This window comes from Caballeronia zhejiangensis (assembly GCF_022879815.1).
GTDB lineage: Bacteria > Pseudomonadota > Gammaproteobacteria > Burkholderiales > Burkholderiaceae > Caballeronia > Caballeronia zhejiangensis.
This window is the reverse complement of record NZ_CP084283.1, coordinates 681977-706706: the sequence shown is the minus strand read 5'-3', so window position 1 is coordinate 706706 and position 24730 is coordinate 681977. Positions and strand designations below refer to the sequence as shown.

The 24730-nt window shown below is 65.4% G+C and carries 19 protein-coding genes and 1 tRNA gene; 9 read left to right on the top strand and 11 right to left on the bottom strand.

From position 1 onward, the window contains the following. Window positions 1-37: 37 nt before the first annotated feature. Window positions 38-820, bottom strand: coding sequence for a type I methionyl aminopeptidase (gene map / locus LDZ23_RS03285; RefSeq protein WP_244807792.1), 783 nt, complete (start codon window positions 818-820; stop codon window positions 38-40). Window positions 821-1069: 249 nt separating this feature from the next. Here map and LDZ23_RS03280 point away from each other — a divergent pair, with 249 nt between their 5' ends. Continuing rightward, entirely contained in the window at window positions 1070-1420 is a 351-nt protein-coding gene (locus tag LDZ23_RS03280) for a hypothetical protein (protein ID WP_034471379.1), read from the top strand. Between the two features lie 79 nt (window positions 1421-1499). Here LDZ23_RS03280 and LDZ23_RS03275 read toward each other — a convergent pair. From LDZ23_RS03275 to LDZ23_RS03265, 3 genes are all read right to left on the bottom strand, one after another. Next, window positions 1500-1590: transfer RNA gene (locus tag LDZ23_RS03275), tRNA-Ser, on the bottom strand. Between the two features lie 101 nt (window positions 1591-1691). Continuing rightward, window positions 1692-2990: a serine--tRNA ligase gene (serS, locus tag LDZ23_RS03270; protein WP_244807791.1), complete on the bottom strand. Its 1299-nt coding sequence runs from the start codon at window positions 2988-2990 to the stop codon at window positions 1692-1694. 115 nt (window positions 2991-3105) lie between these two features. Next, window positions 3106-4422 carry a replication-associated recombination protein A gene (locus LDZ23_RS03265; protein WP_034471382.1) on the bottom strand — a complete coding sequence of 439 codons (1317 nt, stop codon included), beginning with the start codon at window positions 4420-4422 and terminating at the stop codon, window positions 3106-3108. 160 nt (window positions 4423-4582) lie between these two features. Here LDZ23_RS03265 and cytX point away from each other — a divergent pair, with 160 nt between their 5' ends. Next, window positions 4583-5911, top strand: coding sequence for a putative hydroxymethylpyrimidine transporter CytX (gene cytX, locus LDZ23_RS03260; RefSeq protein WP_244807790.1), 1329 nt, complete (start codon window positions 4583-4585; stop codon window positions 5909-5911). A gap of 3 nt (window positions 5912-5914) precedes the next feature. On the opposite strand, the gene speB is transcribed toward cytX, so the two are convergent. Further along, the gene (speB, locus tag LDZ23_RS03255; protein WP_175981751.1) at window positions 5915-6940 is read right to left on the bottom strand and encodes an agmatinase; all 1026 of its coding nucleotides are present in this window, start codon (window positions 6938-6940) and stop codon (window positions 5915-5917) included. Between the two features lie 115 nt (window positions 6941-7055). Between speB and LDZ23_RS03250 the strand changes: the two genes are divergently transcribed. Next, a complete protein-coding gene (locus tag LDZ23_RS03250) occupies window positions 7056-7958 on the top strand; it encodes a LysR family transcriptional regulator (protein WP_244807789.1) in 903 nt (300 codons plus the stop codon). Window positions 7959-7981: 23 nt separating this feature from the next. Here the strand turns inward: LDZ23_RS03250 and lolA are convergent, their stop codons facing one another. Together lolA and LDZ23_RS03240 are read right to left on the bottom strand one after the other, a co-directional pair. Further along, on the bottom strand, window positions 7982-8662 hold the full coding sequence (gene lolA, locus LDZ23_RS03245; protein WP_081851844.1) for an outer membrane lipoprotein chaperone LolA: 681 nt from the start codon (window positions 8660-8662) through the stop codon (window positions 7982-7984). 26 nt (window positions 8663-8688) lie between these two features. Next, on the bottom strand, window positions 8689-11004 hold the full coding sequence (locus LDZ23_RS03240; RefSeq protein WP_008350980.1) for a DNA translocase FtsK: 2316 nt from the start codon (window positions 11002-11004) through the stop codon (window positions 8689-8691). Window positions 11005-11358: 354 nt separating this feature from the next. On the opposite strand from LDZ23_RS03240, the gene trxB reads away from it, so the two are divergent. The 5 genes from trxB to LDZ23_RS03215 all read left to right on the top strand — a co-directional run bounded on the left by trxB (window position 11359) and on the right by LDZ23_RS03215 (window position 15131). After that, entirely contained in the window at window positions 11359-12354 is a 996-nt protein-coding gene (trxB, locus tag LDZ23_RS03235) for a thioredoxin-disulfide reductase (RefSeq protein ID WP_008350982.1), read from the top strand. Window positions 12355-12509: 155 nt separating this feature from the next. Then, the gene (locus tag LDZ23_RS03230; RefSeq protein WP_008350985.1) at window positions 12510-13346 is read left to right on the top strand and encodes a Smr/MutS family protein; all 837 of its coding nucleotides are present in this window, start codon (window positions 12510-12512) and stop codon (window positions 13344-13346) included. Beyond that, the gene (locus tag LDZ23_RS03225) at window positions 13336-13956 is read left to right on the top strand and encodes a trimeric intracellular cation channel family protein (protein WP_008350988.1); all 621 of its coding nucleotides are present in this window, start codon (window positions 13336-13338) and stop codon (window positions 13954-13956) included. Before LDZ23_RS03230 ends, LDZ23_RS03225 begins: the two co-directional genes overlap by 11 nt. Window positions 13957-14099: 143 nt before the next feature. Next, on the top strand, window positions 14100-14753 hold the full coding sequence (locus LDZ23_RS03220; protein ID WP_008350990.1) for a protein-L-isoaspartate O-methyltransferase family protein: 654 nt from the start codon (window positions 14100-14102) through the stop codon (window positions 14751-14753). A gap of 54 nt (window positions 14754-14807) precedes the next feature. Continuing rightward, window positions 14808-15131 (top strand): rhodanese-like domain-containing protein, encoded by a 324-nt coding sequence (locus tag LDZ23_RS03215; RefSeq protein WP_008350991.1) that lies wholly within the window; start codon window positions 14808-14810, stop codon window positions 15129-15131. 19 nt (window positions 15132-15150) lie between these two features. Here LDZ23_RS03215 and LDZ23_RS03210 read toward each other — a convergent pair whose 3' ends face one another. From LDZ23_RS03210 to hemC, 4 genes are all read right to left on the bottom strand, one after another. After that, a complete protein-coding gene (locus LDZ23_RS03210) occupies window positions 15151-16728 on the bottom strand; it encodes a GDSL-type esterase/lipase family protein (RefSeq protein ID WP_244807788.1) in 1578 nt (525 codons plus the stop codon). A 190-nt stretch (window positions 16729-16918) separates the two neighbouring features. Continuing rightward, a complete protein-coding gene (locus LDZ23_RS03205) occupies window positions 16919-18112 on the bottom strand; it encodes a heme biosynthesis protein HemY (protein ID WP_008350996.1) in 1194 nt (397 codons plus the stop codon). Next, entirely contained in the window at window positions 18112-20181 is a 2070-nt protein-coding gene (gene hemDX / locus LDZ23_RS03200) for a fused uroporphyrinogen-III synthase HemD/membrane protein HemX (protein ID WP_244807787.1), read from the bottom strand. The genes LDZ23_RS03205 and hemDX overlap by 1 nt, the downstream gene beginning before the upstream one ends. Beyond that, complete coding sequence (hemC, locus tag LDZ23_RS03195) at window positions 20181-21188, bottom strand: hydroxymethylbilane synthase (protein ID WP_008351000.1); 1008 nt, start codon at window positions 21186-21188, stop codon at window positions 20181-20183. Before hemC ends, hemDX begins: the two co-directional genes overlap by 1 nt. 335 nt (window positions 21189-21523) lie before the next feature. Between hemC and ppc the strand changes: the two genes are divergently transcribed. Continuing rightward, entirely contained in the window at window positions 21524-24601 is a 3078-nt protein-coding gene (gene ppc / locus LDZ23_RS03190; RefSeq protein WP_244807786.1) for a phosphoenolpyruvate carboxylase, read from the top strand. Window positions 24602-24730 lie beyond the last annotated feature (129 nt).

The following is a 24730-nucleotide window of genomic DNA, read 5'->3' as shown; positions in this document are numbered from 1 at the left end:
AGTGCTTTACAACGCACACGGCATGGCGAACGCGCGCTCATGGCGCTGCATAGCTGCCCGTGCCATCCGGCCACGGCGTGAGCACTTCGAAGCCGTCGTCGGTCACGGCGACCATGTGCTCCCACTGCGCGGACAACGAGCGGTCCTTCGTCGTCACGGTCCAGCCGTCGCGCGACTGCTGCGTGGCGGCGCGGCCCGCGTTGATCATCGGCTCGATCGTGAAGACGAGGCCCGGCTTCAGACGCAGGCCCGCGCCACGCTGACCGTAATGCAACACTTGCGGATCTTCGTGATACACGCGGCCGATGCCGTGTCCGCAATACTCGCGCACCACCGAGAAGCCTTCCCGATGCGCGACGCTTTGAATCGCCGCGCCGACGTCGCCGAGCGTCGCGCCGGGACGCACTTCGCGCATGCCGGCGACCATCGCTTCGTAGGTGGTTTCGGTGAGACGGCGCGCCTGCTCGCTCGGTGTGCCGGCGTAGTACATGCGGCTCGTGTCGCCGTAGTAGCCGTCCTTGATGATCGCGACATCGATGTTGATGATGTCGCCTTCCTTCAGTTCCTTCGCCCCCGGAATGCCGTGGCATACGACGTGATTCACCGACGTGCAGATCGTTTTCGGAAAGCCCATGTAGCCGACGTTCGCGGGCACGGCCTTCAGTTCGTTGACGATGAAGCGATTGCAGATGGCGTCGAGTTCGTCGGTGGTGACGCCCGGGCGGACGTATTCGCCGATCATCGCGAGGACTTCGGCGGCCATGCGGCCGGAGATGCGCAACTTTTCGATGTCGGCGGGTGTCTTGAGCGTGATGGCCATTGAGCAATGCGAATGGGTTCGTGCCGCCTCGCGCGCGCCTTTTCGCCGATGTTCGACGCAGGCGGCGCGCGAGGACAATGGGCCCGATGATAGCACTCCCGCGCAGCCTCTCCGCTCGCGGAGGCGCATCGGCGCTGCATTTCGAGCCTTCGGGCGCGTTGTTTGTGCGTGCGTCGCCGTCGTCGTTCGATCTTGTGATGAGCGACCGTTTGTGTTTTAGTGGCGCGACTTCTGACCTGCCGGAGTGTTATGAACCTGCATCGATCTGCTTCTCTTTGCGCCGTGCTGTCGGGCGTCGCCACCCTCGCCGCCTGCAGTTCGACGAGCGATCCCGAACTGCGTGCGTCGAAACCCGTGATTCATGTTTCGTCGGCGCGGCCTGCGTCGGATATATCGAGTTGTCTGCAACGCATGATTCCGTCCGCGCAGACGCGACGCGATCAGGGCTCGACGGAGTTGCTGGTCGGCTCGAATGCGTGGCTCGTGACGCTCACGCCTTCGGCTTATGGATCGATCGTGAAGGTGCAGCAGTCATCGAGCGACGATGGCGGCGTGCCCGAACCCGAATTGCGCTTCGATATCGCGAGGTGCACGACCTGAAGACGCGCTCCGCCTCGACGAAGCGGAGCCGCAAAAGCAAAACCCCGCAAGCCTTTCGACTTGCGGGGTTTTTGTGTCTTGGCGGAGAGGGTGGGATTCGAACCCACGGTACGGGAAAACCGTACGCCTGATTTCGAGTCAGGTACATTCGACCACTCTGCCACCTCTCCGTCTACCCTTGCGGGTCTTCGTGAACTGGTCGTTGCTCAACGAAGAACGAAAGTATATCGAACCCTTTCGCGGTTTCCAAGCCCCTTTTTGAAAATAAACATCAGGCCGACGCGGAAACTTCGATTCTTTCCGCGCCGCGCATGTACGGACGCAGCACTGTGGGAATCGTCACCGAGCCGTCCGCATTCTGGAAGTTCTCCAGCACCGCGACGAGCGTGCGGCCGACCGCCAGGCCCGAGCCGTTCAACGTATGCACGAACTCCGGCTTGCCCTGCGCATTGCGGAAGCGCGCCTGCATGCGACGCGCCTGGAACGCCTCGGTATTCGAGCAGCTCGAAATCTCGCGATGCGTGTTTTGCGCCGGCAGCCACACTTCCAGATCGAACGTCTTCGCCGCCGAAAAGCCCATGTCGCCGGTGCACAGCGTAATCACGCGATACGGCAGTTCGAGCTTCTGCAAGATCGTCTCCGCCTGGCCGACCATCTCGTCGAGCGCCGCGTACGAATGCTCGGGCGCCACGATCTGCACCATCTCGACCTTGTCGAACTGATGCTGGCGGATCAGGCCGCGCGTATCGCGCCCGTACGAGCCCGCTTCGGAGCGGAAGCACGGCGAATGCGCGGTCAGCTTCACCGGCAGCGCGTCGGCTTCGAGGATGCTGTCGCGCACCGTGTTGGTGAGCGAGATCTCCGACGTCGAGATGAGGTACTGCGTGACCGTGTTCTCGTCGCCGCCTTTCTCGACGCGGAACATGTCGTCGGCGAACTTGGGCAGCTGGCCCGTGCCGTAGAGAATCTCCGGATTCACGATGTACGGCGTGTATGCCTCGGTGTAGCCGTGCTGCTCCGTATGCGTGTCGATCATGAATTGCGCGAGCGCGCGATGCAGCCGGGCGATCGGCCCGCGCAACAGCGTGAAGCGCGCGCCGGAGAGCTTCGCGCCCGTTTCGAAATCGAGACCGAGCGGCGCGCCGACATCGACGTGATCCTTGACTTCGAAGTCGAACGAACGCGGCGCGCCCCAGCGCCGCACTTCGACGTTCTGCGTCTCGTCGTTGCCGACCGGCACGCTTTCGTGCGGCAGGTTCGGCACGGTCAGCATCAGGTCCGACAGACGCTTCTGGATCTCATCCAGCTTCGCCGCCGATTCCTTCATCGTGTCGCCGATGCCGCTCACTTCCGCCATCACCGCCGACGTGTCCTCGCCGCGGCCTTTCATCGCGCCGATCTGCTTCGACAGGCTGTTGCGGCGTGCCTGGAGTTCTTCGGTGCGGGTCTGGATCTCGCGACGCTCGGCTTCGAGCGCGGCGAACGCGGCGACGTCGAGCGTGTAGCCTCGAGTGGCGAGACGCTTCGCGACGCCGTCCAGGTCTTTGCGGAGGGTTTGGATGTCGAGCATGGCGGGGCTGCTTTGTTAAGTAATCGGAAACGCCGATTTTAGCGCACGGTCATCGCGCGCCGGGCGGGATCGGCGAAACGCGGCGAGCGCGCGCGCGAAACGAACCGCGCCGGTTTCAGCGCTTCTTCTCGTCGCGATGCTCGCGCCGCCACGCATCGTCGAGTTCGGCGAGACGCGAGAGCTTTTCGCCGATCTTCCCTTCGAGTCCGCGCGGCGTCGGCTTGTACCAGTACGGATCGCGCATGCCGTCGGGCAGATAAGTCTCGCCGGCCGCGTAGGCGTCGGGCTCGTCGTGCGCGTAGCGATATTCGTGGCCGTAGCCGAGTTCCTTCATCAGCTTGGTCGGCGCGTTGCGCAGATGCACCGGCACGCCGCGCGACTGATCCTTGCCGACGAAGCGCCGCGCTTCGTTGTACGCGTTGTAGCCGGCGTTCGATTTCGGCGCGACGGCGAGATAGATGAGCGCCTGCGCGAGCGCCAGTTCGCCTTCGGGCGAGCCGAGCCGCTCGTAGGTTTCGGCGGCGTCGAGCGCGATGCGCGCGCCGCGTGGATCGGCGAGGCCGATGTCCTCCCACGCCATCCGGACAATGCGCCGCGCCATGTAGCGCGGGTCCGCGCCGCCGTCGAGCATGCGGCAGAACCAGTAGAGCGCCGCGTCCGGATTGCTGCCGCGAACCGATTTGTGCAGCGCGCTGATCTGGTCATAGAACGCGTCGCCGCCCTTGTCGAAGCGGCGCAGGTTTTCGGCGAGCGCGCTGCCGAGCAGTGCGCCGTCGACCTCCGTCTGCTTTTGCTGCGCCGCCGCGCGCGCGACGATTTCCAGATTGTTCAGGAGCTTGCGGCCGTCGCCATCGGCGGAACCGATCAGCGCGTCGCGGGCTTCGTCGGTGAACGTGAGGCCGCCGAGTTCCTTCGTTGCGCGTTCCAGCAGTTCCTTGAGTTCATCGGCGTCCAGACTCTTCAGCACGTACACCGCCGCGCGCGACAACAATGCGCTGTTCACCTCGAACGACGGATTCTCCGTCGTCGCGCCGACGAACACGAACAATCCCGATTCGACGTGCGGCAAGAACGCATCCTGCTGGCTCTTGTTGAAGCGATGCACCTCGTCGACGAACACGAGCGTCTGATGCCCGTTCGCGCGATGAATCTGCGCCGTTTCCACCGCCTCGCGAATGTCCTTGACACCGGACAGCACCGCCGACAGCGAGATGAACTGCGCGTGAAACGCATCGGCCATGAGACGCGCGAGCGTGGTCTTGCCGACGCCGGGCGGGCCCCAGAGAATCATCGAATGCGCCTCGCCCGATTCGAAGGCGACGCGCAGCGGTTTGCTCGGCCCGAGCAGATGCTTCTGGCCGATCACGTCGTCGATGGTGCGGGGGCGCAGGCGCTCCGCGAGCGGAACGGTGCCACGGTTTTCTTCGAACATGTGCTGTGCGATGCAGATTGACGCAGTTGGGTGGATCGCGGCGATAATCTCGCGCTTCGGCAAAGGCGCGGCGCGGCCGCAGAATCGGGTCATTATGACAGCCTGAGGGCCGCGACCAACGCGGGCCACGCCTGAACAATCCATATAAGGACGCAATCCGATGGGGCAAGAGCACACCACGAACGCCGCAGCGCACGGCGAAACTTCGACTTACGCGCCGCTCACGCCGGTGCCGCCGGAGCGGCGCGCATTCGGCACGGGCGACGCCTTCGCGCTCTGGTTCTCGCTCGGCATCGGCCTGCTGGTCGCGCAGGCGGGCGCGCTGCTGGTGCCGGGATTGTCGCTGCCGCACGCCCTCGCGGCGATCGTCATCGGCACGGTGATCGGCGTCGTGCTGCTCGCGCTCGCGGGCGTCGTCGGCACGGATACGGGGCTTGCGGCGATGTCCTCGCTGCGCCCGACGCTCGGCGTGCGCGGCGCATCGGTGCCGGCGGTGCTCAACGCAATCCAGCTCGTCGGCTGGGGTTCGTTCGAGATCATCGTGATGCGCGATTCCGCCGACGCGCTCGCGAAGCAATCCTTCAATCTCTCGATGCCGCTCGTCTGGACGCTCGTCTTCGGCGCGCTCGCTACCTTGCTCGCGGTGAGCGGCCCGCTCTCCTTCGTGCGCCGCTTTCTGAGAACGTGGGGAATCTGGCTCCTGCTCGGCGGCGCGGGCTGGCTCACCTGGAATCTGCTCGCGAAGCACGATCTCGCCACGCTGATGGCGCGTCCCGGCACCGGCGAAATGGCGTTCGGCGCGGGCATCGATCTGGTCGTCGCGATGCCGCTGTCGTGGCTGCCGCTGATCGCCGATTACACGCGTTTCGGCAAGAGCGCGGGCGGCGCGTTCCGCGGCACGCTTCTCGGCTACGGCATCGCGAATCTGTGGTTCTATGCGCTCGGCGCGATCTACGGGCTCGCGGCGGGCGGCGGCGATGCGCTTCTCACGACCGCGTTCGCGCAGGCGGGCGGCGGGCTCGCGCTCTTCCTGATCCTGATCGACGAAACCGACAACGCCTTCGCCGATATCCACTCCGCCGCCGTATCGACGGGCACGTTCTGGGCGCGCGCGAGCGTGCCGCTGCTCTCGTGCGCGTTCGGCGCGCTGTGCACGCTCGTCGCGCTCGTCGTCGAGATGGGCAAGTATCAGAACTTCCTGCTGCTGATCGGCTCGGTGTTCGCGCCGCTCTTCGGCGTCGTGCTGGCGGATCACTTCATCGTGCGCAAGCGCCGCATCGAAGCGGCCGTGCTCGCCGATGTCAACGGCCGCTATGGCTTCTCCGGCGGATGGCACGTCAGCGCGTTCATCGCATGGGGCATCGGGATCGCGGCGTATCACGCGATCAATCAATGGCTGCCGAATCTCGGCGCGACGCTGCCCGCGCTCGCACTCGGCGCGGTGTGCTATCTGCTGCTCGTGTCGGGCAGACGTCGCGCCTACGCGTAAGCGTTATTTCGCCGCGCGATACTCCACGCCCGGCAGCACGCACAGCAACTCGAACGCGAGGTTCGCGCCGAGCAGCGCGGTCGTGCCGAACGGATCGTAAGGCGGCGCGACCTCGACGAGATCCGCGCCGACGATGTTCAGCCCGCGCGCGCCGCGCACGATCTCCAGCGCTTGCGGCACCGTCAGCCCGGCGATTTCCGGCGTGCCGGTGCCGGGCGCGAACGCGGGATCGATGCCGTCGATATCGAAGGTGATGTACACCGGCCCATCGCCCATCTGCGCGCGCACTTCGTCCATCAACGGAACGAGCGACTTGTTCCAGCATTCCTCCGTCTGCACGACGCGAAAGCCCTGCTCGCGGCACCAGTCGAAATCGCCCGCTTCGTAGCCCGTGCCGCGCAGCCCGATCTGCACGACGCGCGAGCAATCGAGCAAGCCCTCTTCCACCGCGCGGCGAAACGGCGTGCCGTGCGCGATCTTCTCGCCGAACATCGTGTCGTTGACGTCCGCGTGCGCGTCGATATGAATCAGCCCGACCTTGCCGTGCTTCGCGTGAATCGCGCGCAGGATCGGCAGCGCGATGGTGTGATCGCCGCCGAGCGTCAGCGGCTTGCAGCCGTGCTTCAGGATTTCGCGATACGCGCGCTCGATGCGGTCGATCGAATCGAGCAGGTTGTACGGATTGATCGCGACATCGCCGATATCAGCCACGCGCAGCGAATCGAACGGCGCGGCGCGCGTCGCCATGTTGTACGGACGCAGCAGCACCGACTCGCTGCGCACCTGACGCGGGCCAAAGCGCGCGCCGGTGCGATTCGACGTGCCGAGATCGAACGGCACGCCGACGAAACAGGCATCCAGCCCTTCCGCCGATTGAACGTGCGGCAGACGCATCATCGTCGTGATGCCGCCGCAGCGCGGCATCTGATTGCCGGAAAGCGGCTGCGGACGCTCGGCGCGCTGTTCGAGGAAATGCGAATCGAAGTGTTCGGCTGGAGCGAAAAGCGACGAAGGCGAGGAAGGATTCATGGCGTCGAATGGCGGCGGGTGGTCGATCCGACAATTAATAGCCGCTTTCCCGCGGAGATAAAATGGCGAAGAAATCAACTTAACATCGATATTTATCGATGTATCGACGGCGGCCATGTTCACTCACCTTTCCGATCTGGATCTGCGCCTGATCCGCGTGTTTCTCGCCATCGTCGATGCGGGCGGCGTCTCGTCCGCGCAAGCGACGCTCAACGTCGGGCAGTCGACCATCAGCACGCAGCTCGCGACGCTGGAAACGCGGCTCGGCTACCGGCTTTGCGAGCGCGGACGCGGCGGCTTCGCGCTGACCTCGCGCGGCGAGCCGTTCGTCGAGGCGTGCCGGACGCTGCTCGCGGCCATCGACACCTTCGATTCGACCGCGCGAAATGTCGGCAAGAAGCTCGTCGGCACGCTGACGCTCGGGATGATCGGCAACACGCCTGTCAGCGCGAACGCGCGCGTCAGCGAGGCGATCGCGCGTTTCCGGCAGCGCGACGAATCCGTGCGCTTCGCGGTGCTCGTGCGCTCGCCCGGTGAACTCGAAGAGATGCTGCTCGCCGAACGCATCCAGATGGCGATCGGATACTTCTGGCATCGCGTGCCGTCGCTCGAATACACCGAAATTTTCGCGGAGGATCAACTCGCGTATTGCGGACGCGAGCATCCGCTGTTCGCGCGCGCGGGACGCGTCGCCGTACCAGAAGCGTTCGAGCACGACTGGGCGTGGCGCAGCTATCCGCTGCCGGAAGCGGGCGAGCTGACGCCGCGCAATATCGGGGCGGTCGCGGACAACATGGAGGCCGTCGCGATGCTCGTGCTGTCGGGCCGGCATCTCGGCTATCTGCCCGAGCATTTCGCCGCGCTCTACGTGAAGGAAGGGTTGCTCGCGCCGTTGAACCCGAAAGCGATGCGCTATCGCGTCGCGTTTCAGATGGTCACGCGCGCTGAACGCTCGGGCAGCGCGAAACGGGAAATCGTGGAAGCGTTCGTCGAGGACATGCAAGCCGCGCACGCCTGACGCGCGCGGCCGGACCTGAAACGTCAACCGTTGATGACATCCGCGCCCTTCGGCACGGTGAATTTGAACGTATCGCTCTTGATGGGCGGGTTCTTCTGGATGTTCGAGAACGTCAGCAGCGTCACGTTGCCGAAAACGTCGTGCAGTTCCATCGCCTGCAGGTTGCCGTCCTTGAAGCCGATGCCGACCGTCTCGAATTGCGTGTCCTTCGCCTTGGGCGTGAGTTCGAGCCAGTCGATGCCGCCCTTCTCCCCCGCGTCGCGCAGGTTGAAGTTCTTTTCCAGATCGTTACTGCCGAAGAGAATCGCCGCCGGGCTCGCACCGAGCGCGCCGCCGAGCGTGCGTACCGTGACCTGGTTCAGATCCTTGTCGTAGACGTAGAGCTTGTCGCCGTCGGCCTGGAGAATTTGCGAATACGGCTTCTGATACGACCAGATGAACTTGCCCGGCCGCGCGAACATGAACGTGCCGCTGGAGGCTGCGCCCTTGGTCGGCACTTGCGTGGACGTCGCGCCGTTGTTGGTCTTGCCGGGCGCCTTGATTTCCTGCTGCGTGAAGTCGCCGCGCGCCGCGTGGACTTGCGACACGAACGCCTTCAATTGCTCCGTGCCGCTCGCGAATGCGTGCGATGCGACCAGCATCGACGCCGAAACCAGCGCCGTGCCGAATGCCTTGACGAAACTGCGCCCCGTAAACTGCTTCATGCTTATGTTCTCCATATAACGCGCGGTCATTCCGCGTCGCGCGCCGGCGTGAGGATTTCGCGGTTGCCGTTCGACGACATCGCCGACACGAGCCCCGAGTTCTCCATCTGTTCGAGCAAACGCGCCGCCCGGTTGTATCCGATGCGCAAATGCCGCTGCACGAGCGATATCGACGCGCGACGGTTCTTGATGACGACCTCGACCGCCTGATCGTACAAAGGGTCCGACTCGCCATCGGCGCCGCCGGTTCCGCTTGCGCCCGCCGAGCCTTCGTCGCCATCGCCCGCGAGGCCGCCTTCCAGAATGCCCTCGATATAGTTCGGCTCGCCCTGCTCCTTCAGCTTGTCGACGACGCGATGCACTTCTTCATCCGACACGAACGCGCCGTGCACGCGTACAGGCAGGCCCGAACCGGGCGGCAGATAGAGCATGTCGCCCATGCCGAGCAGCGACTCCGCGCCCTGCTGATCGAGAATCGTGCGCGAATCGATCTTCGACGACACCTGGAACGCCATGCGCGTCGGCACGTTCGCCTTGATGAGGCCGGTGATCACATCGACCGAAGGACGCTGCGTCGCGAGAATCAGATGGATGCCCGCCGCGCGCGCCTTCTGCGCAATGCGCGCGATCAGCTCTTCGACCTTCTTGCCGACGACCATCATCAGATCGGCGAGTTCGTCGATCACGACGACGATGTTCGGCAGACGCGTGAGCGGCTCCGGCTCGTCGGGCGTGAGGCTGAACGGATTCGGAATGTTTTCGCCGCGCTTCTTCGCTTCGTCGATCTTCGTGTTGAAGCTCGCGAGATTGCGCACGCCCATCTTGCTCATCAGCTTGTAGCGGCGTTCCATTTCGGCGACCGCCCAGTTGAGCGCGTGGCCGGCCTGCCGCATGTCGGTGACGACCGGACACAGCAAATGCGGAATGCCTTCGTAGACGCTCATTTCGAGCATCTTCGGATCGATGAGGATGAGACGGACCTGATCCGCGCTCGCCTTGTACAAGAGCGAGAGAATCATCGCGTTGATGCCGACGGACTTGCCCGAGCCCGTCGTGCCCGCGACGAGCAAGTGCGGCATCTTCGCGAGATCGGCGCAGACCGGATTGCCGCCGATGTCCTTGCCGAGGCCCATCGTCAGCGGCGATGCGCCGTTCGCATAGACTTCGGAGCCGAGAATTTCGGAGAGCTTGACCGTTTGACGGCGCTGATTCGGCAATTCGAGCGCCATGAAGTTCTTGCCCGGAATCGTCTCGACGACGCGAATCGACACGAGCGACAGCGAGCGCGCGAGATCCTTCGCAAGACCGACGATCTGGCTGCCCTTCACGCCCGTCGCCGGCTCGATTTCATAGCGCGTGACGACCGGCCCCGGATACGCCGCGACCACGCTCACTTCGACGCCGAAGTCCTTCAGCTTCTTCTCGATGAGACGCGACGTGTATTCGAGCGTATCGGCGGCGATGGTTTCCTGCGTCTTCGGCGGCGGATCGAGCAGCGCGAGCGGCGGCAAGGTGGAATCGCCCGGCAGGTCCTTGAAGAGCGGCACCTGCTTTTCCTTTTCGGCGCGTTCGGAACGCGCGGGCGCGGGCGCGGCGGGCACGATCATCACCGGCTCGTGATCCTCGCTCTTCTCGCGCGAACGCACGACCTTGCCTTCGCGCTTGACCGCGGCCGCTTCGCCCAGCTTGCGATCGCGTCCGGCTTCGCGGCGCAGTTGCGCGCCGGTGATCGCATCGAGAATGCCGTCGCCGACCTTCTCGCACACGGACAGCCACGAGAAGCGGAAATACAGCGAGAGGCCGATCGCGAGCGCGATCAGCAGAAACAGCGTCGCGCCCGTGAAGCCGAGCGCGTGCGATACATGGCGCGCGACCACATCGCCGACGACGCCGCCCGGCGCGCGCGGCAACTGCACCTTGAGCGACCACATGCGCAGTGCCTCGATGCCGTCGGAGGCAAGCAGCACGAGCACGAACGCGAACGCTTCGGCGAGCCAGGTGCGGTCTTTCGGCGCGTCTTCGTCGACGACCGGCGGATGCGTGATCTTTCGATAATTCGCGATGATGCGCCGCGCGAGCAGCACGATCAGCCAGTAGGACGATAGCCCGAAGACGAGCAGGAGGATGTCCGACGTGTACGCGCCGACGCGCCCCGCCCAGTTCGCGATGTGATCGACGCTCACCGCGTGGGTCCAGCTCGGATCCTTGCGGCTGTACGAGAGGAGCGCCATGACGAGAAACAGTCCGAGTGCGACCTGGAGAATCCAGCGAATCTCGGTGAAGAGCCGCGACATGCGGTGCGGCAATGCCTGCGGGCTCGCGGAATAGGTAGCTTTGGCCATTGATTCGGTGTCGCTTTGTATCGCTTTTTTGCGGCTCGCGCCTGTTGCGCAAGAGCGGCATGGAACGGTGAACTATTGTAAACGCTGCATTGCGGTGAAAGGCGCAAAAACCGGCGCGTTCTTGCAACCTGTAACACTCGTCACGCGCGCGTCATGTCGCGGTTTCGGCCCGGCGCGGCTATCAATCCGATTGAAAGGTTCATTCGGAAGGCTTTTTCCGACGCCTTTATAATCGTCGTTTTGCACTCAAATACGGTTCATCGGATGTACCGGGCGTCGAGATTGCTGCGTCGCAGGCAATCGCTCGCGCGCCTCGAGGCGCGCATCCGAAACCATCAATAACGGACCATCATCATGTCTTCGCCCAAACACGCCAAAGTGCTGATTCTCGGTTCCGGCCCCGCCGGCTACTCCGCCGCCGTCTACGCCGCGCGCGCGAACCTGTCGCCGCTGCTCATCACCGGCCTCGCGCAAGGCGGCCAGCTGATGACCACCACGGACGTCGAGAACTGGCCGGCGGATCCGTCGGGCGTGCAAGGCCCCGAACTGATGCAGCGTTTCGAGGAACACGCGCGCCGCTTCAACACCGAGATCGTCTTCGATCACATCCACACCGCGAAGCTCAACGAGCGCCCTTTCCGTCTGATCGGCGATTCCGGCGAGTACACCTGCGATTCGCTCATCATCGCGACGGGCGCATCGGCGCAATATCTCGGCGTGCCGTCGGAAGAAGCGTTCATGGGCAAAGGCGTGTCGGCCTGCGCAACGTGCGACGGCTTCTTCTATCGCAACGGTGAAGTGGCGGTGATCGGCGGCGGCAATACGGCCGTCGAGGAAGCGATCTATCTCGCGGGCATCGCGAAGAAGGTCACGGTCGTGCATCGCCGCGACAAGTTCCGCGCCGAGCCGATTCTCATCGACCGCCTGCTCGCGAAGGAGAAGGAAGGCATCGTCGACATCAAGTGGAATCACGTGCTCGACGAAGTCACCGGCGATCAGTCCGGCGTCACCGGCCTGCGCATCAAGGACACGCAATCGGGCAAGACGACCGACATCGCGCTGCAAGGCGTGTTCGTCGCGATCGGCCACAAGCCGAACACCGATCTCTTCGTCAACCAGCTCGAGATGAAGAACGGCTACATCATCACGAAGGGCGGCACGAGCGGCGACGCGACCGCGACGAGCATCCCCGGCGTGTTCGCGGCGGGCGACGTGCAGGATCACGTCTATCGCCAGGCGATCACGAGCGCGGGCACGGGCTGCATGGCCGCGCTCGATGCGCAGCGTTATCTCGAAACCATCGACGAAACGCCGACGCCGCATTCGATGAGCCACGAAGCCGACCGCTGATCGGGCGGCGCGAGCCGCTAGAATGCAGCAACGACGGGCCACGGTTCACTCCGCCGGCCCGTTTTCGTTTCGGCGCGCGCGTGCCGTCGTTTCAGCGGCGACGCCGGCGCGCGGCGCGCCGAGTCCGATCCCCGACCCATTCCGCTGGCCGAACGATGCCGAAGAATCTCCCTCATCCGAACGAACCGAAAGTCCGTCGCAAGGAAGCGCCGCGCCCGGCCGCGCCCGCGCAAAAACCGGTGGATGCGCGCGATGTCGCCGCCGCCGTGAAACGCGAAGGCCTGTCGGGTCTGTCGTCGCTGAAGGGCGCGCTGAAGGCCGACGCCGAAAAGCGCGAAGTCCAGCGCGTCGCGGCGGCGCGCGCCGAGCGGGAAGCCGTCGCGGATGCCGACGAGTTTCGTCGCGCGATCGGCGAAATCGAGCCGCTCAAGACGCCGCCGCGCACGACCGTCACGCGCGTACCGCCGCCGCCCGTGCCGCTGCAGAGCCGCCGCGACGAAGAAGCGGTGCTGCAGGAAGCGCTCTCCGACGAATACGATCCCGAAAGCCTGCTCGACATCGACGAAACGCTGTCGTTCTATCGTCCGGGCGTCAGCCAGGAAGTCGTCAGAAAGCTGCGGCGCGGGGCGTGGATCGTGCAGGCGCAGCTCGATCTGCACGGCATGCGCCGCGAGGAAGCGCGCGAGGCGCTCGCGGAGTTCATCCGCGAATCGGTGAAGCGCGGGCTGCGCTGCCTGCGCGTCATTCACGGGAAAGGGCTCGGGTCCATCGGCAAGGAGCCGGTGCTGAAGGGCAAGGTGCGCGCGTGGCTCGTGCAGAAGTCGGAGGTGATCGCGTTCTGTCAGGCGCGGCCGCACGACGGCGGCGCGGGCGCGGTGCTCGTGCTGCTGCAGCCGGGCGGCACGCCGCGTCATCACAATCATCCGCAGGACAAGTCGCAGGACCGGAGCCTCGGCAAGAACAGCAATCCGGGGCCGGACAGTGCATCCTAGACTCACCCTCGCCATCACCATCATGGAGGCGCTCGCGATTTTCGCGTACGCCTTCTCCGGACTCATCGAGGCGCGCAAGCGCCGGCTCGACGCGGTAGGCGCGTTTCTCGTCGCGCTCGTGACCGCGTTCGGCGGCGGCACGGTGCGCGACGTGCTGCTCTCGCGCCGGCCCTTCTACTGGGTCGAGCATCAGGACTACGTGCTGTTCATCTTCGCGATGGCGATCTTCGCGCCGCTTTTTTTGCGCGTCACGTCACGCCTCTTCGACCAGCGCGCGCTGCTCGTCACCGATGCGATCGGGCTCGGGCTCTTCAGCGTGTCGGGCACGTCGATCGCACTCGACGCCCAGATGCCCGCCTTCACCGCGACGATGATGGGCGTCATCACCGGCGTGTTCGGCGGCGTGCTGCGCGACGTGCTCTGCAACGAGATTCCGCTGATCCTGCGCGACTCGCGCCCGTACGCGGTCTGCGCGTTCGCCGGATGCTGGATGTATCTCGGGCTCGAACGGCTCGACGTCGACACGATCTACAACGTGCTATTTTCGACGGCGTTCATCCTGATCGCGCGGCTCATCACCTTCAAGTTCGATATCCGCCTGCCGCATTAGCCGCACGGGAGGCCAGCGCGTCGGGCGCAGGTCGGGCGCAAAGCAGGCGGGAAAACCCTTCGATTTGCTACAATCGCGTAGTTTTCTAGCCCCGCATCCGGCCGCGATGCAAGCCGCTCCGGTCGCCATCACGCACACAGAACATGAACATCGAGCAAGCGCGTTTCAACATGATCGAGCAACAGATTCGTCCGTGGGAAGTGCTGGACCAGGACGTCCTGAACCTGCTCGCGATCGTCAAGCGCGAGAACTTCGTTCCCGCCGCGTACCGCAACATCGCTTTCGCCGATCTCGAAATTCCGCTGCCTGGCGGCGAGCGCATGTTGTCGCCCAAGGTCGAAGCGCGCGTCCTGCAGGAACTCGCGATCCACAAGGGCGAAACCGTGCTGGAAATCGGCACCGGCTCGGGCTACATGGCGGCGCTGCTCGCGCACCGCGGCCGCAGCGTGACGACGGTCGAAATCTCGCCGGAGCTCGCCGCTTTCGCGCAGCAGAACCTCGCGGCGAACGGCGTGACGAACGTCGACGTGATCACCGGCGACGGCGCGCTCGGCTGGAATCAGGGCGCGCCTTACGACGTGATCTGCGTGTCGGGCGGGCTGCCGGTCATGCCGCAGGAATTTCTGGAACAGCTGAAGATCGGCGGGCGCATCGCGGCGTTCGTCGGCTCGGCGCCGGTCATGAAGGCGCAGATCATCACGCGCGTGGACGAAAAGCAGTTCCGCGTGTCGGATGTCTTCGAAACGCTCGTCGCGCCGCTGAAGAACGCGGTGCATCCGTCGCAGTTCAAGTTCTAAGCCGAAAGCGCGCTGCCGGCCTTATCCGGTAGCGCGCATCTTGCCGGAATCTCCATGCAAAACCTGACCGCACCCGAACTCGCCGCGTGGCTCGCCGATTCGTCGCGCCCCGCTCCCGTTCTGCTCGACGTGCGCGAGCCCTGGGAAATCCAGACGGCGAAGATGGACAACATCGTGTCGATTCCGATGCGCGACATCCCAGCACGCAGCGAAGAACTCGACGACGAAGCGCAGATCGTCTGCATCTGCCATCACGGCGCGCGCAGCGCACAGGTCGCGATGTTCCTCGAATCGCGCGGCTTCACGAAGACGTTCAATCTCTACGGCGGCATCGACGCATGGTCGCGTCAGGTCGATCCGTCGGTTCCGACGTACTGAAAGCGCTCGGCGCGGCGCTTCATCCCTCGCTCGACCAGAGTGCGGTGCCGCGCGCCGAAAAGATGACGAGATAGCCGTTCGGCAAGATAGTCGCGTAGGCGCCCGGATGCCCCGACGTGTGCGTCTGCCAGACCGTCGCGCCATTGTTGTCGTACATCGCCAGATTGCCGTCCTCCTGCATGCGCAGTTCGACGCCCGGCGTGCCGCTCACCTGCGATGACCAGATCGTCGCGCCATCCTTCACCGCGACGAGATAGCCGTCGCCGCGCAAGTTCACCTGCACGTTTCCACTGCACGCCGCGATCGATTGCCCTTCCGCAAGGCCTTCGCCCATCGCGATGCGCCCGCACGCTGTCGGCGCGTTGATCGGCGGCAGCGCGGCTAACCAGCCCAGATCGACCGCATTGGCGATCGCCAGCATGCCGGCATCGTCCGGATGAAGGTCGTCGCCGCTGTTGTAGGCGCGCGCGAACGCCGTCGAGTCGTGCGCGCCGGCCGGGTGGCCCAGCGCCGCGGCCTGATCCAGCACGGCATCGCAACCGCTGCTCTTGCTGCGCAGATAAGCGTTCACCGTCTGGCGCGTGTTCTCGATCTCGGGCGTCCATTCGTCGAGGCCTTCGAAGGGCGTAAGCGTCGAGCAGATCAGGCCCACTTTCGCCGCGGCCGCCTGGTGAACGAGTTGCTGATACGCGCCGATGAGCTGCTGCGCGCTCGGCGGATTGCCGCTGATTAGATTGTTCACCGCGTCGTCGGAGACGATCACCCATTTGACGTTGGACTGCGCGAGCACGTCGCGGGCGAAGCGCGTCAGCCCGGCTTGGCCCGAACCGTTCGTGAAGAAATCGTTGCCGCTGATGCCCTGATTCAGCACGCCGACCGTCATGCCTGAGCGGATCAGCCGCTCCGCGAGGCGGTTCGGCCAGCGCCGGTTCGTATTGGGCGTCGACGCGATTCCGTCCGTGATCGACGCGCCGAAGGTGACCACCGCGCCCGTCGCCGCGGCGTTCATCACATCGACATTGGTGAGGAAATAGTACGACTGCTCGCCCGCCGCGTTCACGACGCCGCCCGTGAACGCCGGGTCCGCGCTGACGTCGCCCGGTGCGATCCAGTTGTCCTGCAAGCCCTCGACGTGCCCGGTCGATCCCGGCGGCGTCTGCGACGGAATATGGAAGCTCACGGAGATGTCCGCGAGCGCCGGCACCTGAAACGGAACGGGGTCGGTCTGGACGGTGCCGCCGACGGGAATCGTCACATAAGTCTGCCCGTTGAAGGTCGCGGCCTTGTCGCTGCCGGCGATCGTCCGCGCGCCGCTCGCGCGACGGGCGACATGCACGTCGCCGAGCGTAACGGGCTGCGTGCCGAACAGATTGGAGAACGTCAGGCGCGCCGCCGTCCCGCCGATGCTCGTCCGCACGACGTGGCGAATCGTCTGATTGTTGAAGCCCCGGTCGGCGGTGACATCGGGCGCGGCGGCCCAGGTTCCGGTCCACGGCGCGGACGTGATAACGCCCTGCGCGAAGTAATGCGACGTATCGGGCCAGGACAGAAAAACGACGAGCGCAAGCCCGATCAACGTGTGTAGCGCCCGTTTCACGCCGCCTCCTTTTCTTTCGATCCTCGTATCGGTGGAAGGAAACTAGACCATCTTGCCCGCGCATCGGCCGTGCGGTGGCGTACAGACAACGCGAAAACGCCGGTCCGGAAAGCGCGTGCGAAAAAAAATAATGGGCTGCATGAGCATCGCGCCCGTGCAGCCCGTTCCTGAACGCGTCAGGCGAGCGCAATCAGACGACGTTCATCGCCAGCGCGCTTGCGCGGTAATGTTCCGCGGCCTTGTCCGCGTCGCCGAGCTGTTCGTGCAGACGGGCGAGCGCGCGATGCGTGCGAATCTTCAGCGGTTCGTTGTCGGCGAGCTTCAGCGCCGATTCGAGGAACGCCTGCGCCTTGCCCCACAACTGCTGATGCAGGCAGAGACGTCCGAGCGTGAAAAGCAGGTCGGCGTCTTCGGTGCGTTCCTTCTGCCACGCTTCGGCGCGCTGGATCAGCGGGAAAGCGTCGCCGCCGACGATGCAGTCCGGATAACGCCGCAACAGCCGCGCGTCCCAGTTGTGCGCGAGCGCGTCTTCGACGATCTTCTTCGCCTCCGCGCGACGATCGAGCGCGATCAGCAGTTCCGCGGCGAGATCGGCGAGACGCGGCGACTGGCGCTCGGTCGCCGACAGCGATTGCCACAGTTCGAGCAGCGCGTCCGGGTTATGCCGGCGATCGCGCAGCAGATTTTCCGCCGCGACCTGGCGCAGCCGCACCGCGACCGCCGGATGCAGCGCCTCGCGCTTCTCCAGCATCCGCACGAGCTTCAGCACTTCGCCCCAGTTCTTCAATTGCTGCTGCGCGCGCAGCGCGATTTGCTGCGCGTGGATGCGCCGGCCGCCCTGCGCCTGCATTTCGGTGAGCGCGACGAGCGCGCCGTCGGCGTCGCGGCCATCGGCGCGCATGTCGGCGGTGGCCATCAGGCGCGCGTCCTGCCAGTCGGCGCCGGAAACCTGCGCGAGCCACTCGTCGCGGCGCGCATATTCGTGCAGACGATGCGCCGCGTTCGCGCCGATCAGCCCGGCCGCACCCTTGTTGTCTTCGACGGACAACGCATCGCGCGCGGCCTTCTCGGCTTTCGAGAAACGTCCGGCGTACAGATGCCCGACCGCATCGCGCAGCGACGCATTCGCCTTCGCGATCTTGCTGCGCGTGCGGTACGCGGCGACGCGCGACGGCATCTTCCAGACGCCACGCACCGCGCGGATGATCGCGTACAGCACGATGAACAGCACGACGAGCGCGACCGCGAACAGATTGAGCGACATGTCCACGCGATACGGCGGTATCACGAGCAGGATTTGTCCGTTGTTGAAGCCGCCGACGGTCGCGACGATCACCGCGACGGCGAACAGCAGCGCGAGCCAGATGAGTCCACGAATCGTCATCATCCGCCTCGCTTGAACTGATGGACGGCGGCGAGGCTCGCGTTCAGGTTCGGTACGGCGACGGCGAGCGACGCCTGATCGACCTGCTTCACGAGCTCGCGCACGGCCTGCACTTGCTTCGACGAGGCATCGAAGTAGCGGCCGAGCGCGGCGTCGGCGGCGCGCAGGTCCGACTTGAGCGTCGGCTCGCTGCGCGACAGCAGCGAAAGACGCGCGGACAGCAGCCGCAGCTTCACGTTTTCGCGCACGAAATAACCTTGATCGGGCGATGTGAGCATCGCATCGGCGTTATCGATGCGGCGCACCGAGACGAGGCTCGACAACTGCTGGCCGATGCCGTTCGTGATCTGATGCCACAGCACCTTCCAGCGCGGCTCGCCGGTCGCCGCCGCGATCGACGCGCTGTTGGCCGGCTCGGCGGCCTGCGCGCGGGCGCGGGCGATCGGCGCCTCGCCCGAAAGCGGCAACTGGTCGATCTGGTCGATGGCCGTGTCGAGCTTGATCGCGAGACCGGTGAGATCGGTCGTCGGCGTGGCTTTCAGCTTGTCGATGTCCTGCGCGATCGCCTTGCGGATCGCGACGACCTGCGGACCGGTGGTCGCGGCAAGACGCGTGTCGGCGCTTTGCAGCGCGAAAAGCGCGAGTTGAACGTTGCCGGTGAGTTGCAACTGCTGGCTCGCGCTCGACAGAATCTGCTCGACTTCGGCGACGGTCCAGTCGTCGCGATTGCTCGCGAGATCCTGATATTGCTGCTGCAGCGCCTGACTGTGCGCTTCGGCATCGGCGAGCTTGCCCTGCAACTGGATGATCTGCGTGTTCAACGCGGTGGTCGCGCTCGCGGCCTGATCGGCTTTCGCGCGCAGATCGGCGTTCTGCTCGTCGGACTGGGCGAGGCGCTGCGACAGTTGCGCGTCGGTGCGCTCGAACTTGCGGTTCAGGACGAAGGCGCCCGCGCCCGCCGCCACCGCCAGAATGACGACGACGAACCACAACACCACGATGCCCGCGCCGCCGTTCTTCTTCTGCTGCTCATAAGGCGTGAAAGGCGTGTTCGGCGGCAAGGGCGGTGTCACGTTCGGCTGAGGTGAAGCTTTCTTGGAATCGTTCGAATCAGTCATGCGTGATTGAGCCGTTTGTTGGGCCGGCGCGGTGGCCGGATTGGCGTCCGTCGGCGCGGATGAGGAATTTATCGAAGCCGATGCGCTCGCGTGCGCGTGAGCCTCCGGATCCCGTTGGAGCGGGAACAGCGCTTCCAGCGCGTGCGCGATGCGCTCATCGCCCGCGCCGGACACCGTAATCCTATCAAAACCCGCTCCCCGCGCGGCCTCGGCGATGCGCGGGTGCGGGCAGACGAGCGGCGCGCGCTTGAGCAGCACGATTTCGTCGGCGGTGAGATGTTCGTGGGCGAGCTCGTCGAGATTGCGCACGCCTTCCGAGCTTGTCAGCAGCCACGCGTGCGGTTCTCCGGCCAGCAATTCGTGGATGCGCTCCCACTCTTGCATCGACGGTTCCGGCAACACGCGGCGATAGGCGGCGGCCTTTTCGACCCGCGCGCCTGCTTGCGCGAGCCGCTCGGCGAGCCATTCGCGGCCGCCGTCGCCGCGCACGATCAGCACGCGCTTGCCTTCGAGACCGTTCGTGCCGAAATGCGCTTCGATCGCGGTGAAGAGCGCCTCGGAATCGAAGCGCGGATCGAGCGCTTGCGCCGACGGACTGATCACGCGATGCGACGGCGCGTGCACGCCCTGACGCGCGAGCGCCGCGACCGAGCCCGGACCGACGACCGCGACGGGCAAATCGACGGGCCACGGCGCGGCGAGCCGCGAGAACGCATGATCGATCGCATTCGGCGACACGAACACGACGAGCGCATAGCGCCCCGGCGCTTCCGGCGGCAGAAAAAGCTCGTCGAGCGCGGCGCGCAGCGGCGCATCGTCGGCGACGGGCGCGATATCGATGAGCGGAAATTCCAGCGCGTCGAAGCCGGCGCTCGCAAGGAGCGCGAGCAGCGCGGACGACTGTCCGGCGGGACGCGTGACGACGACGGTGGCGCGGCGCTCGCTCGCCATCAGGACTTCGGCCCCGAGGGCGCGGTGTTCGGGCCGTCGGCGCGCGACATGGTGCTGAGCGCGGCGACGATATCCATCGCGCCTTGCGCTTCGAGATCCGACGACACGCGCTGGCCGAGCGCGAGCGCGGCGGCGAGATCGGGCGCCTGCACGCTTTCCTCCGCGCGCAGCACGCGCTTGCCGTCGGGCATCGACACCGCGCCGCGCAGATGCAGCGCGCCGTCGCGCCATACGGCGTACGCGGCGAGCGGCACTTCGCAACTGCCGCCGAGCGCGCGCGACACCGCGCGTTCCGCCTCGACCGCGAGCGCGGTGTTTTCATCGTGCAAAGGTGCGAGCCACGCGGCGAGATCGGCGCGGTCCGCGCGAATCTCGATACCGAGCGCGCCCTGCCCCGCTGCCGGCAAGCTCTCGGACGGATCGAGCAGCGCACGGATGCGCGCTTCCAGACCGAGACGCTTCAAACCCGCCGCCGCGAGGATGATCGCCGCGTACTCGCCGCGGTCGAGCTTGGCGAGACGCGTATCGAGATTGCCGCGCAACGGCCGCACTTCGAGATGAGGAAAGCGCGCGCGAATCATCGACTCGCGACGCAGGCTCGACGTGCCGACGATGCTCCCCGCAGGCAGCGCATCGAGCGACGCGTAATGCGGCGACACGAAAGCGTCGCGCGGATCTTCGCGCTCCATGATGGCGCCGAGCGTGAAGCCTTCGGGCAGTTCCATCGGCACGTCCTTGAGCGAATGCACGGCGAGATCGGCGCGGCCCTCGGCGAGCGCGGCTTCGAGCTCCTTCACGAACAAACCCTTGCCGCCGACCTTCGACAACGTGCGATCCAGAATCTGATCGCCGCGCGTCGTCATTCCGAGGATTTTCACGTCGCAAGATGGATATAATTTGTGCAGCGCACACCGCACGTGCTCGGCTTGCCACATCGCAAGCCGGCTTTCCCGCGAAGCGATGATGATGCTCGCGGGCGGTGTCGTTGAATGCGTCTCGGAATTCATTGATGCTCGATCGAATGACGGGATGGATGAATAGACATTAGCGAACAATGGTAGCACGCACGCCAAGGTCCACCGACACCCGGGCAGCGCGCGAGAGCCTTGTCCGATGCGCCTTTCGGGGCGTCCGTGGTGTGTTCGTAGCGGCGTGAACGACGGCCCCGGCCGCGTCGCGCGCGATGAACGCTTCGGGGCGCGAAGAATGCCGCGGCATGCTGTCGCCGGTTTGACGCACGGCCGTTCGCGCGGCCCGCGATTTTCTGCCGATGCGGCGCCCGTCGAGGTCGCCGGATCATGTCGATGTACCCTGGCTTCGCAGCTTTCGAGAGGAACCCAACGTGACGTCATCCGGATCGGCTCGCCCGGCGCGCCGCAACGCCGCATTGCCCAAGTCTTCCTCCTCCGACGCGCCGCGCGCGGCGTCGTCGCCCATCGTCACGACGAAGGCCGCGACGGCCGCGAAGGCTTCGAAAGCCGCCATCGCGCCGAAGCTCGCGAAGAAAGCCATCGCGACCAAGACCGCGCCGACGAAGCTCAAAACGCCGCGCCCCAACGGCGTGGCCGTCGCGAAAGCCGCGAAGCCCCCGAAGCCCGCGAGCCGCACGCGCGACGACAAGGACCGCCCGCTCTTCGAAGACATCCGCTTTCTCGGGCGTGTGCTCGGCGAAGTGCTGCGCGAGCAGGAAGGCGACGCCGTGTTCGAGGTCGTCGAGGCCATTCGTCAGACGGCCGTGAAGTTCCGCCGCGAGGACGACGTCGAAGCCTCGCAGACGCTCGAAAAGAAGCTGCGCGCGCTGTCGCCGGAACAGACGGTGTCGGTCGTGCGTGCGTTCAGCTACTTCTCGCATCTCGCGAACATCGCCGAAGACCGCCATCACAATCGCCGGCGGCGCATTCACGCGCTCGCGGGCTCGGGTTCGCAGCCGGGCACCATCGCGTATGCGATCGAGCGCATGCGCGAGCACAAGAACATCAGCGCGACGCGCAAACTGCTCGAGAGATTTTTCGGCGATGCGCTGATCGTACCCGTCCTCACGGCGCATCCGACCGAAGTCTCGCGCAAGAGCATTCTCGACGCGCAACACGATATCGCGCGTCTGCTCGCCGAGCGCGATCAGGAACTGACCGCGCGCGAACGCGCACAGAACGAAGCGGTGCTGCGCGCACGCGTGACGTCGCTGTGGCAGACGCGCATGTTGCGCGACGCGCGCCTTTCCGTCGCCGATGAAATCGACAACGCGCTGTCTTACTATCGCGCGACCTTTCTCGCCGAAATTCCCGCGCTCTACGCCGATATCGAAGCCGCGCTCGCGGAACACGGCCTGCCCGTGCGCCTGCCGCCGTTCTTTCAGATGGGAAGCTGGATCGGCGGCGACCGCGACGGCAATCCGTTCGTCACCGGCGAAACGCTCGAAAACGCGATCACGCGTCAGGCGATCGTCATCTTCGAACACTATCTGGAAGAGACGCACAAGCTCGGCGCGGAATTGTCCGTGTCGGACCTGCTCGCCGGTTCGAGCGATGCCCTGAAAGCACTCGCCGATGCCTCGCCCGACCAGTCGCCGCATCGCAAGGACGAGCCGTATCGGCGCGCGCTCATCGGCATCTACACGCGGCTTGCGGCGAGCGCGCGCGTGCGGCTCGGCGAAGGCGTCGTGACCGTGCGTAGCGCGGGTCCGGGCGCACCGCAGATTCGCGCGACGCCCTACGCCGATGCCTCCGAATTCGTGCGCGACCTGCACGTGCTGATCGATTCGCTCGCGGAGCATCACGGCGCGTCGATGTCGAGCCTGCGTCTGTCGCCGCTCGCGCGCGCCGCCGAAGTGTTCGGCTTCCATCTCGCGAGCATCGACTTGCGGCAAAGCTCGGACATTCACGAGGCCGTCGTGAGCGAGCTGCTCGCGCGTGCGGGCGTCGTCGAGGATTACGCGTCACTCACCGAAGAGCAGAAGCGCGAAGTGCTGCTGAAGGAGCTCGCGCAGCCGCGCCCGCTGCGCCTTCCATACGCGCACTATTCCGATCTCGCGAAAAGCGAGCTCGGCGTGCTCGAAGCGGCCCGCGAGACGCGCGCGAAGTTCGGTGCGCGCGCGGTGCGCAACTACATCATTTCGCATACGGAGACCGTCAGCGACTTGCTGGAAGTGATGTTGCTGCAGAAGGAAACGGGCGTGCTGCAAGGCTATCTCGGCGCGAAGGACGATTCCCCGCGCGACGGCCTGATGGTCATTCCGCTCTTCGAGACCATCGCCGACTTGCGCAACGCGCCGGTCATCATGGGCGAATTCTTCGCGCTGCCGGGCATCGACAAGCTCATCGAAAATCAGGGCAACGAGCAGGAAGTGATGCTCGGCTATTCGGACAGCAACAAGGACGGCGGTTTCCTCACGTCGAACTGGGAGCTGTATCGCGCGGAACTGGCGCTCGTCACGCTGTTCAAGGAGCGTGGCACGACGCTGCGCCTCTTCCACGGACGCGGCGGCACGGTCGGACGCGGCGGCGGCCCGACGTATCAGGCGATTCTGTCGCAGCCGCCCGGCACCGTCGACGGGCAAATCCGCCTGACCGAGCAAGGCGAAGTGATTGCGAGCAAGTTCGCGAACGCGGAAATCGGGCGGCGCAATCTGGAGACGGTCGTCGCCGCGACGCTGGAAGCATCGCTGTTGCCGCACGAGAACGCGCCCGCGCAGTTGCCGCAATTCGAAGCGGCGATGCAGACGCTCTCCGATTCCGCGATGGCCGCGTATCGCGCGCTCGTCTACGAGACGCCGGGCTTCACCGACTACTTCTTCCTGTCGACGCCGATTTCGGAGATCGCGGAGCTGAACATCGGCAGCCGGCCGGCGTCGCGCAAGCTGCAGGATCCGAAGCAGCGCAAGATCGAGGATCTGCGCGCGATTCCGTGGGGCTTCTCGTGGGGCCAGTGCCGTCTCTTGCTGACGGGCTGGTACGGCTTCGGCAGCGCGGTGACGGCGTATCTCGACCGCGCCGGTTCCGACGATGAACGCGCGAAACGTCTCGCGACGCTGCGCAAGATGCACAAGACGTGGCCGTTCTTCAAGAACCTGCTGTCGAACATGGACATGGTGCTCGCGAAGACCGATCTCGCCGTCGCGTCGCGCTATGCGCAGCTCGTCACCGACAAGAAGCTGCGCAAGACCGTGTTCGACAAGATCGTCGCGGAGCATCAGCGCACGTGCGACGTGCTCGGCGAAATTACCGGCAAGATCGATCGTCTTTCGGATAACCCGCTGCTCGCGCGTTCGATCAAGAACCGCTTCCCTTATCTCGATCCGCTCAATCACTTGCAAGTGGAGCTGTTGAAGCGTCACCGCGCGGGCGATCAGAACGTGCGGCTGCGGCGCGGGATTCATTTGACGATCAACGGGATTGCCGCGGGGTTGCGTAATACCGGCTGATGCCTTCCCTTGGCGGGGCGTTTTGGTTCGGGATGCAACGTTGCCTCGATGTATGCGTGGGTTTCGGCGGATCCCGATTTCGTGTCGGTCTATTGGCGTTGCCCCTGTGCGGGGCGGCACCTACTTTCT

Excerpts from the sequence above, each read along its gene's own strand:
- map (WP_244807792.1), bottom strand. The coding sequence starts at position 820 with ATGGCCATCACGCTCAAGACACCCGCCGACATCGAAAAGTTGCGCATC.
- LDZ23_RS03280 (WP_034471379.1), top strand. The coding sequence starts at position 1,070 with ATGAACCTGCATCGATCTGCTTCTCTTTGCGCCGTGCTGTCGGGCGTC.
- serS (WP_244807791.1), bottom strand. The coding sequence starts at position 2,990 with ATGCTCGACATCCAAACCCTCCGCAAAGACCTGGACGGCGTCGCGAAG.
- LDZ23_RS03265 (WP_034471382.1), bottom strand. The coding sequence starts at position 4,422 with ATGTTCGAAGAAAACCGTGGCACCGTTCCGCTCGCGGAGCGCCTGCGC.
- cytX (WP_244807790.1), top strand. The coding sequence starts at position 4,583 with ATGGGGCAAGAGCACACCACGAACGCCGCAGCGCACGGCGAAACTTCG.
- speB (WP_175981751.1), bottom strand. The coding sequence starts at position 6,940 with ATGAATCCTTCCTCGCCTTCGTCGCTTTTCGCTCCAGCCGAACACTTC.
- LDZ23_RS03250 (WP_244807789.1), top strand. The coding sequence starts at position 7,056 with ATGTTCACTCACCTTTCCGATCTGGATCTGCGCCTGATCCGCGTGTTT.
- lolA (WP_081851844.1), bottom strand. The coding sequence starts at position 8,662 with ATGAAGCAGTTTACGGGGCGCAGTTTCGTCAAGGCATTCGGCACGGCG.
- LDZ23_RS03240 (WP_008350980.1), bottom strand. The coding sequence starts at position 11,004 with ATGGCCAAAGCTACCTATTCCGCGAGCCCGCAGGCATTGCCGCACCGC.
- trxB (WP_008350982.1), top strand. The coding sequence starts at position 11,359 with ATGTCTTCGCCCAAACACGCCAAAGTGCTGATTCTCGGTTCCGGCCCC.
- LDZ23_RS03230 (WP_008350985.1), top strand. The coding sequence starts at position 12,510 with ATGCCGAAGAATCTCCCTCATCCGAACGAACCGAAAGTCCGTCGCAAG.
- LDZ23_RS03220 (WP_008350990.1), top strand. The coding sequence starts at position 14,100 with ATGAACATCGAGCAAGCGCGTTTCAACATGATCGAGCAACAGATTCGT.
- LDZ23_RS03215 (WP_008350991.1), top strand. The coding sequence starts at position 14,808 with ATGCAAAACCTGACCGCACCCGAACTCGCCGCGTGGCTCGCCGATTCG.
- LDZ23_RS03205 (WP_008350996.1), bottom strand. The coding sequence starts at position 18,112 with ATGACGATTCGTGGACTCATCTGGCTCGCGCTGCTGTTCGCCGTCGCG.
- hemDX (WP_244807787.1), bottom strand. The coding sequence starts at position 20,181 with ATGGCGAGCGAGCGCCGCGCCACCGTCGTCGTCACGCGTCCCGCCGGA.
- hemC (WP_008351000.1), bottom strand. The coding sequence starts at position 21,188 with ATGAATTCCGAGACGCATTCAACGACACCGCCCGCGAGCATCATCATC.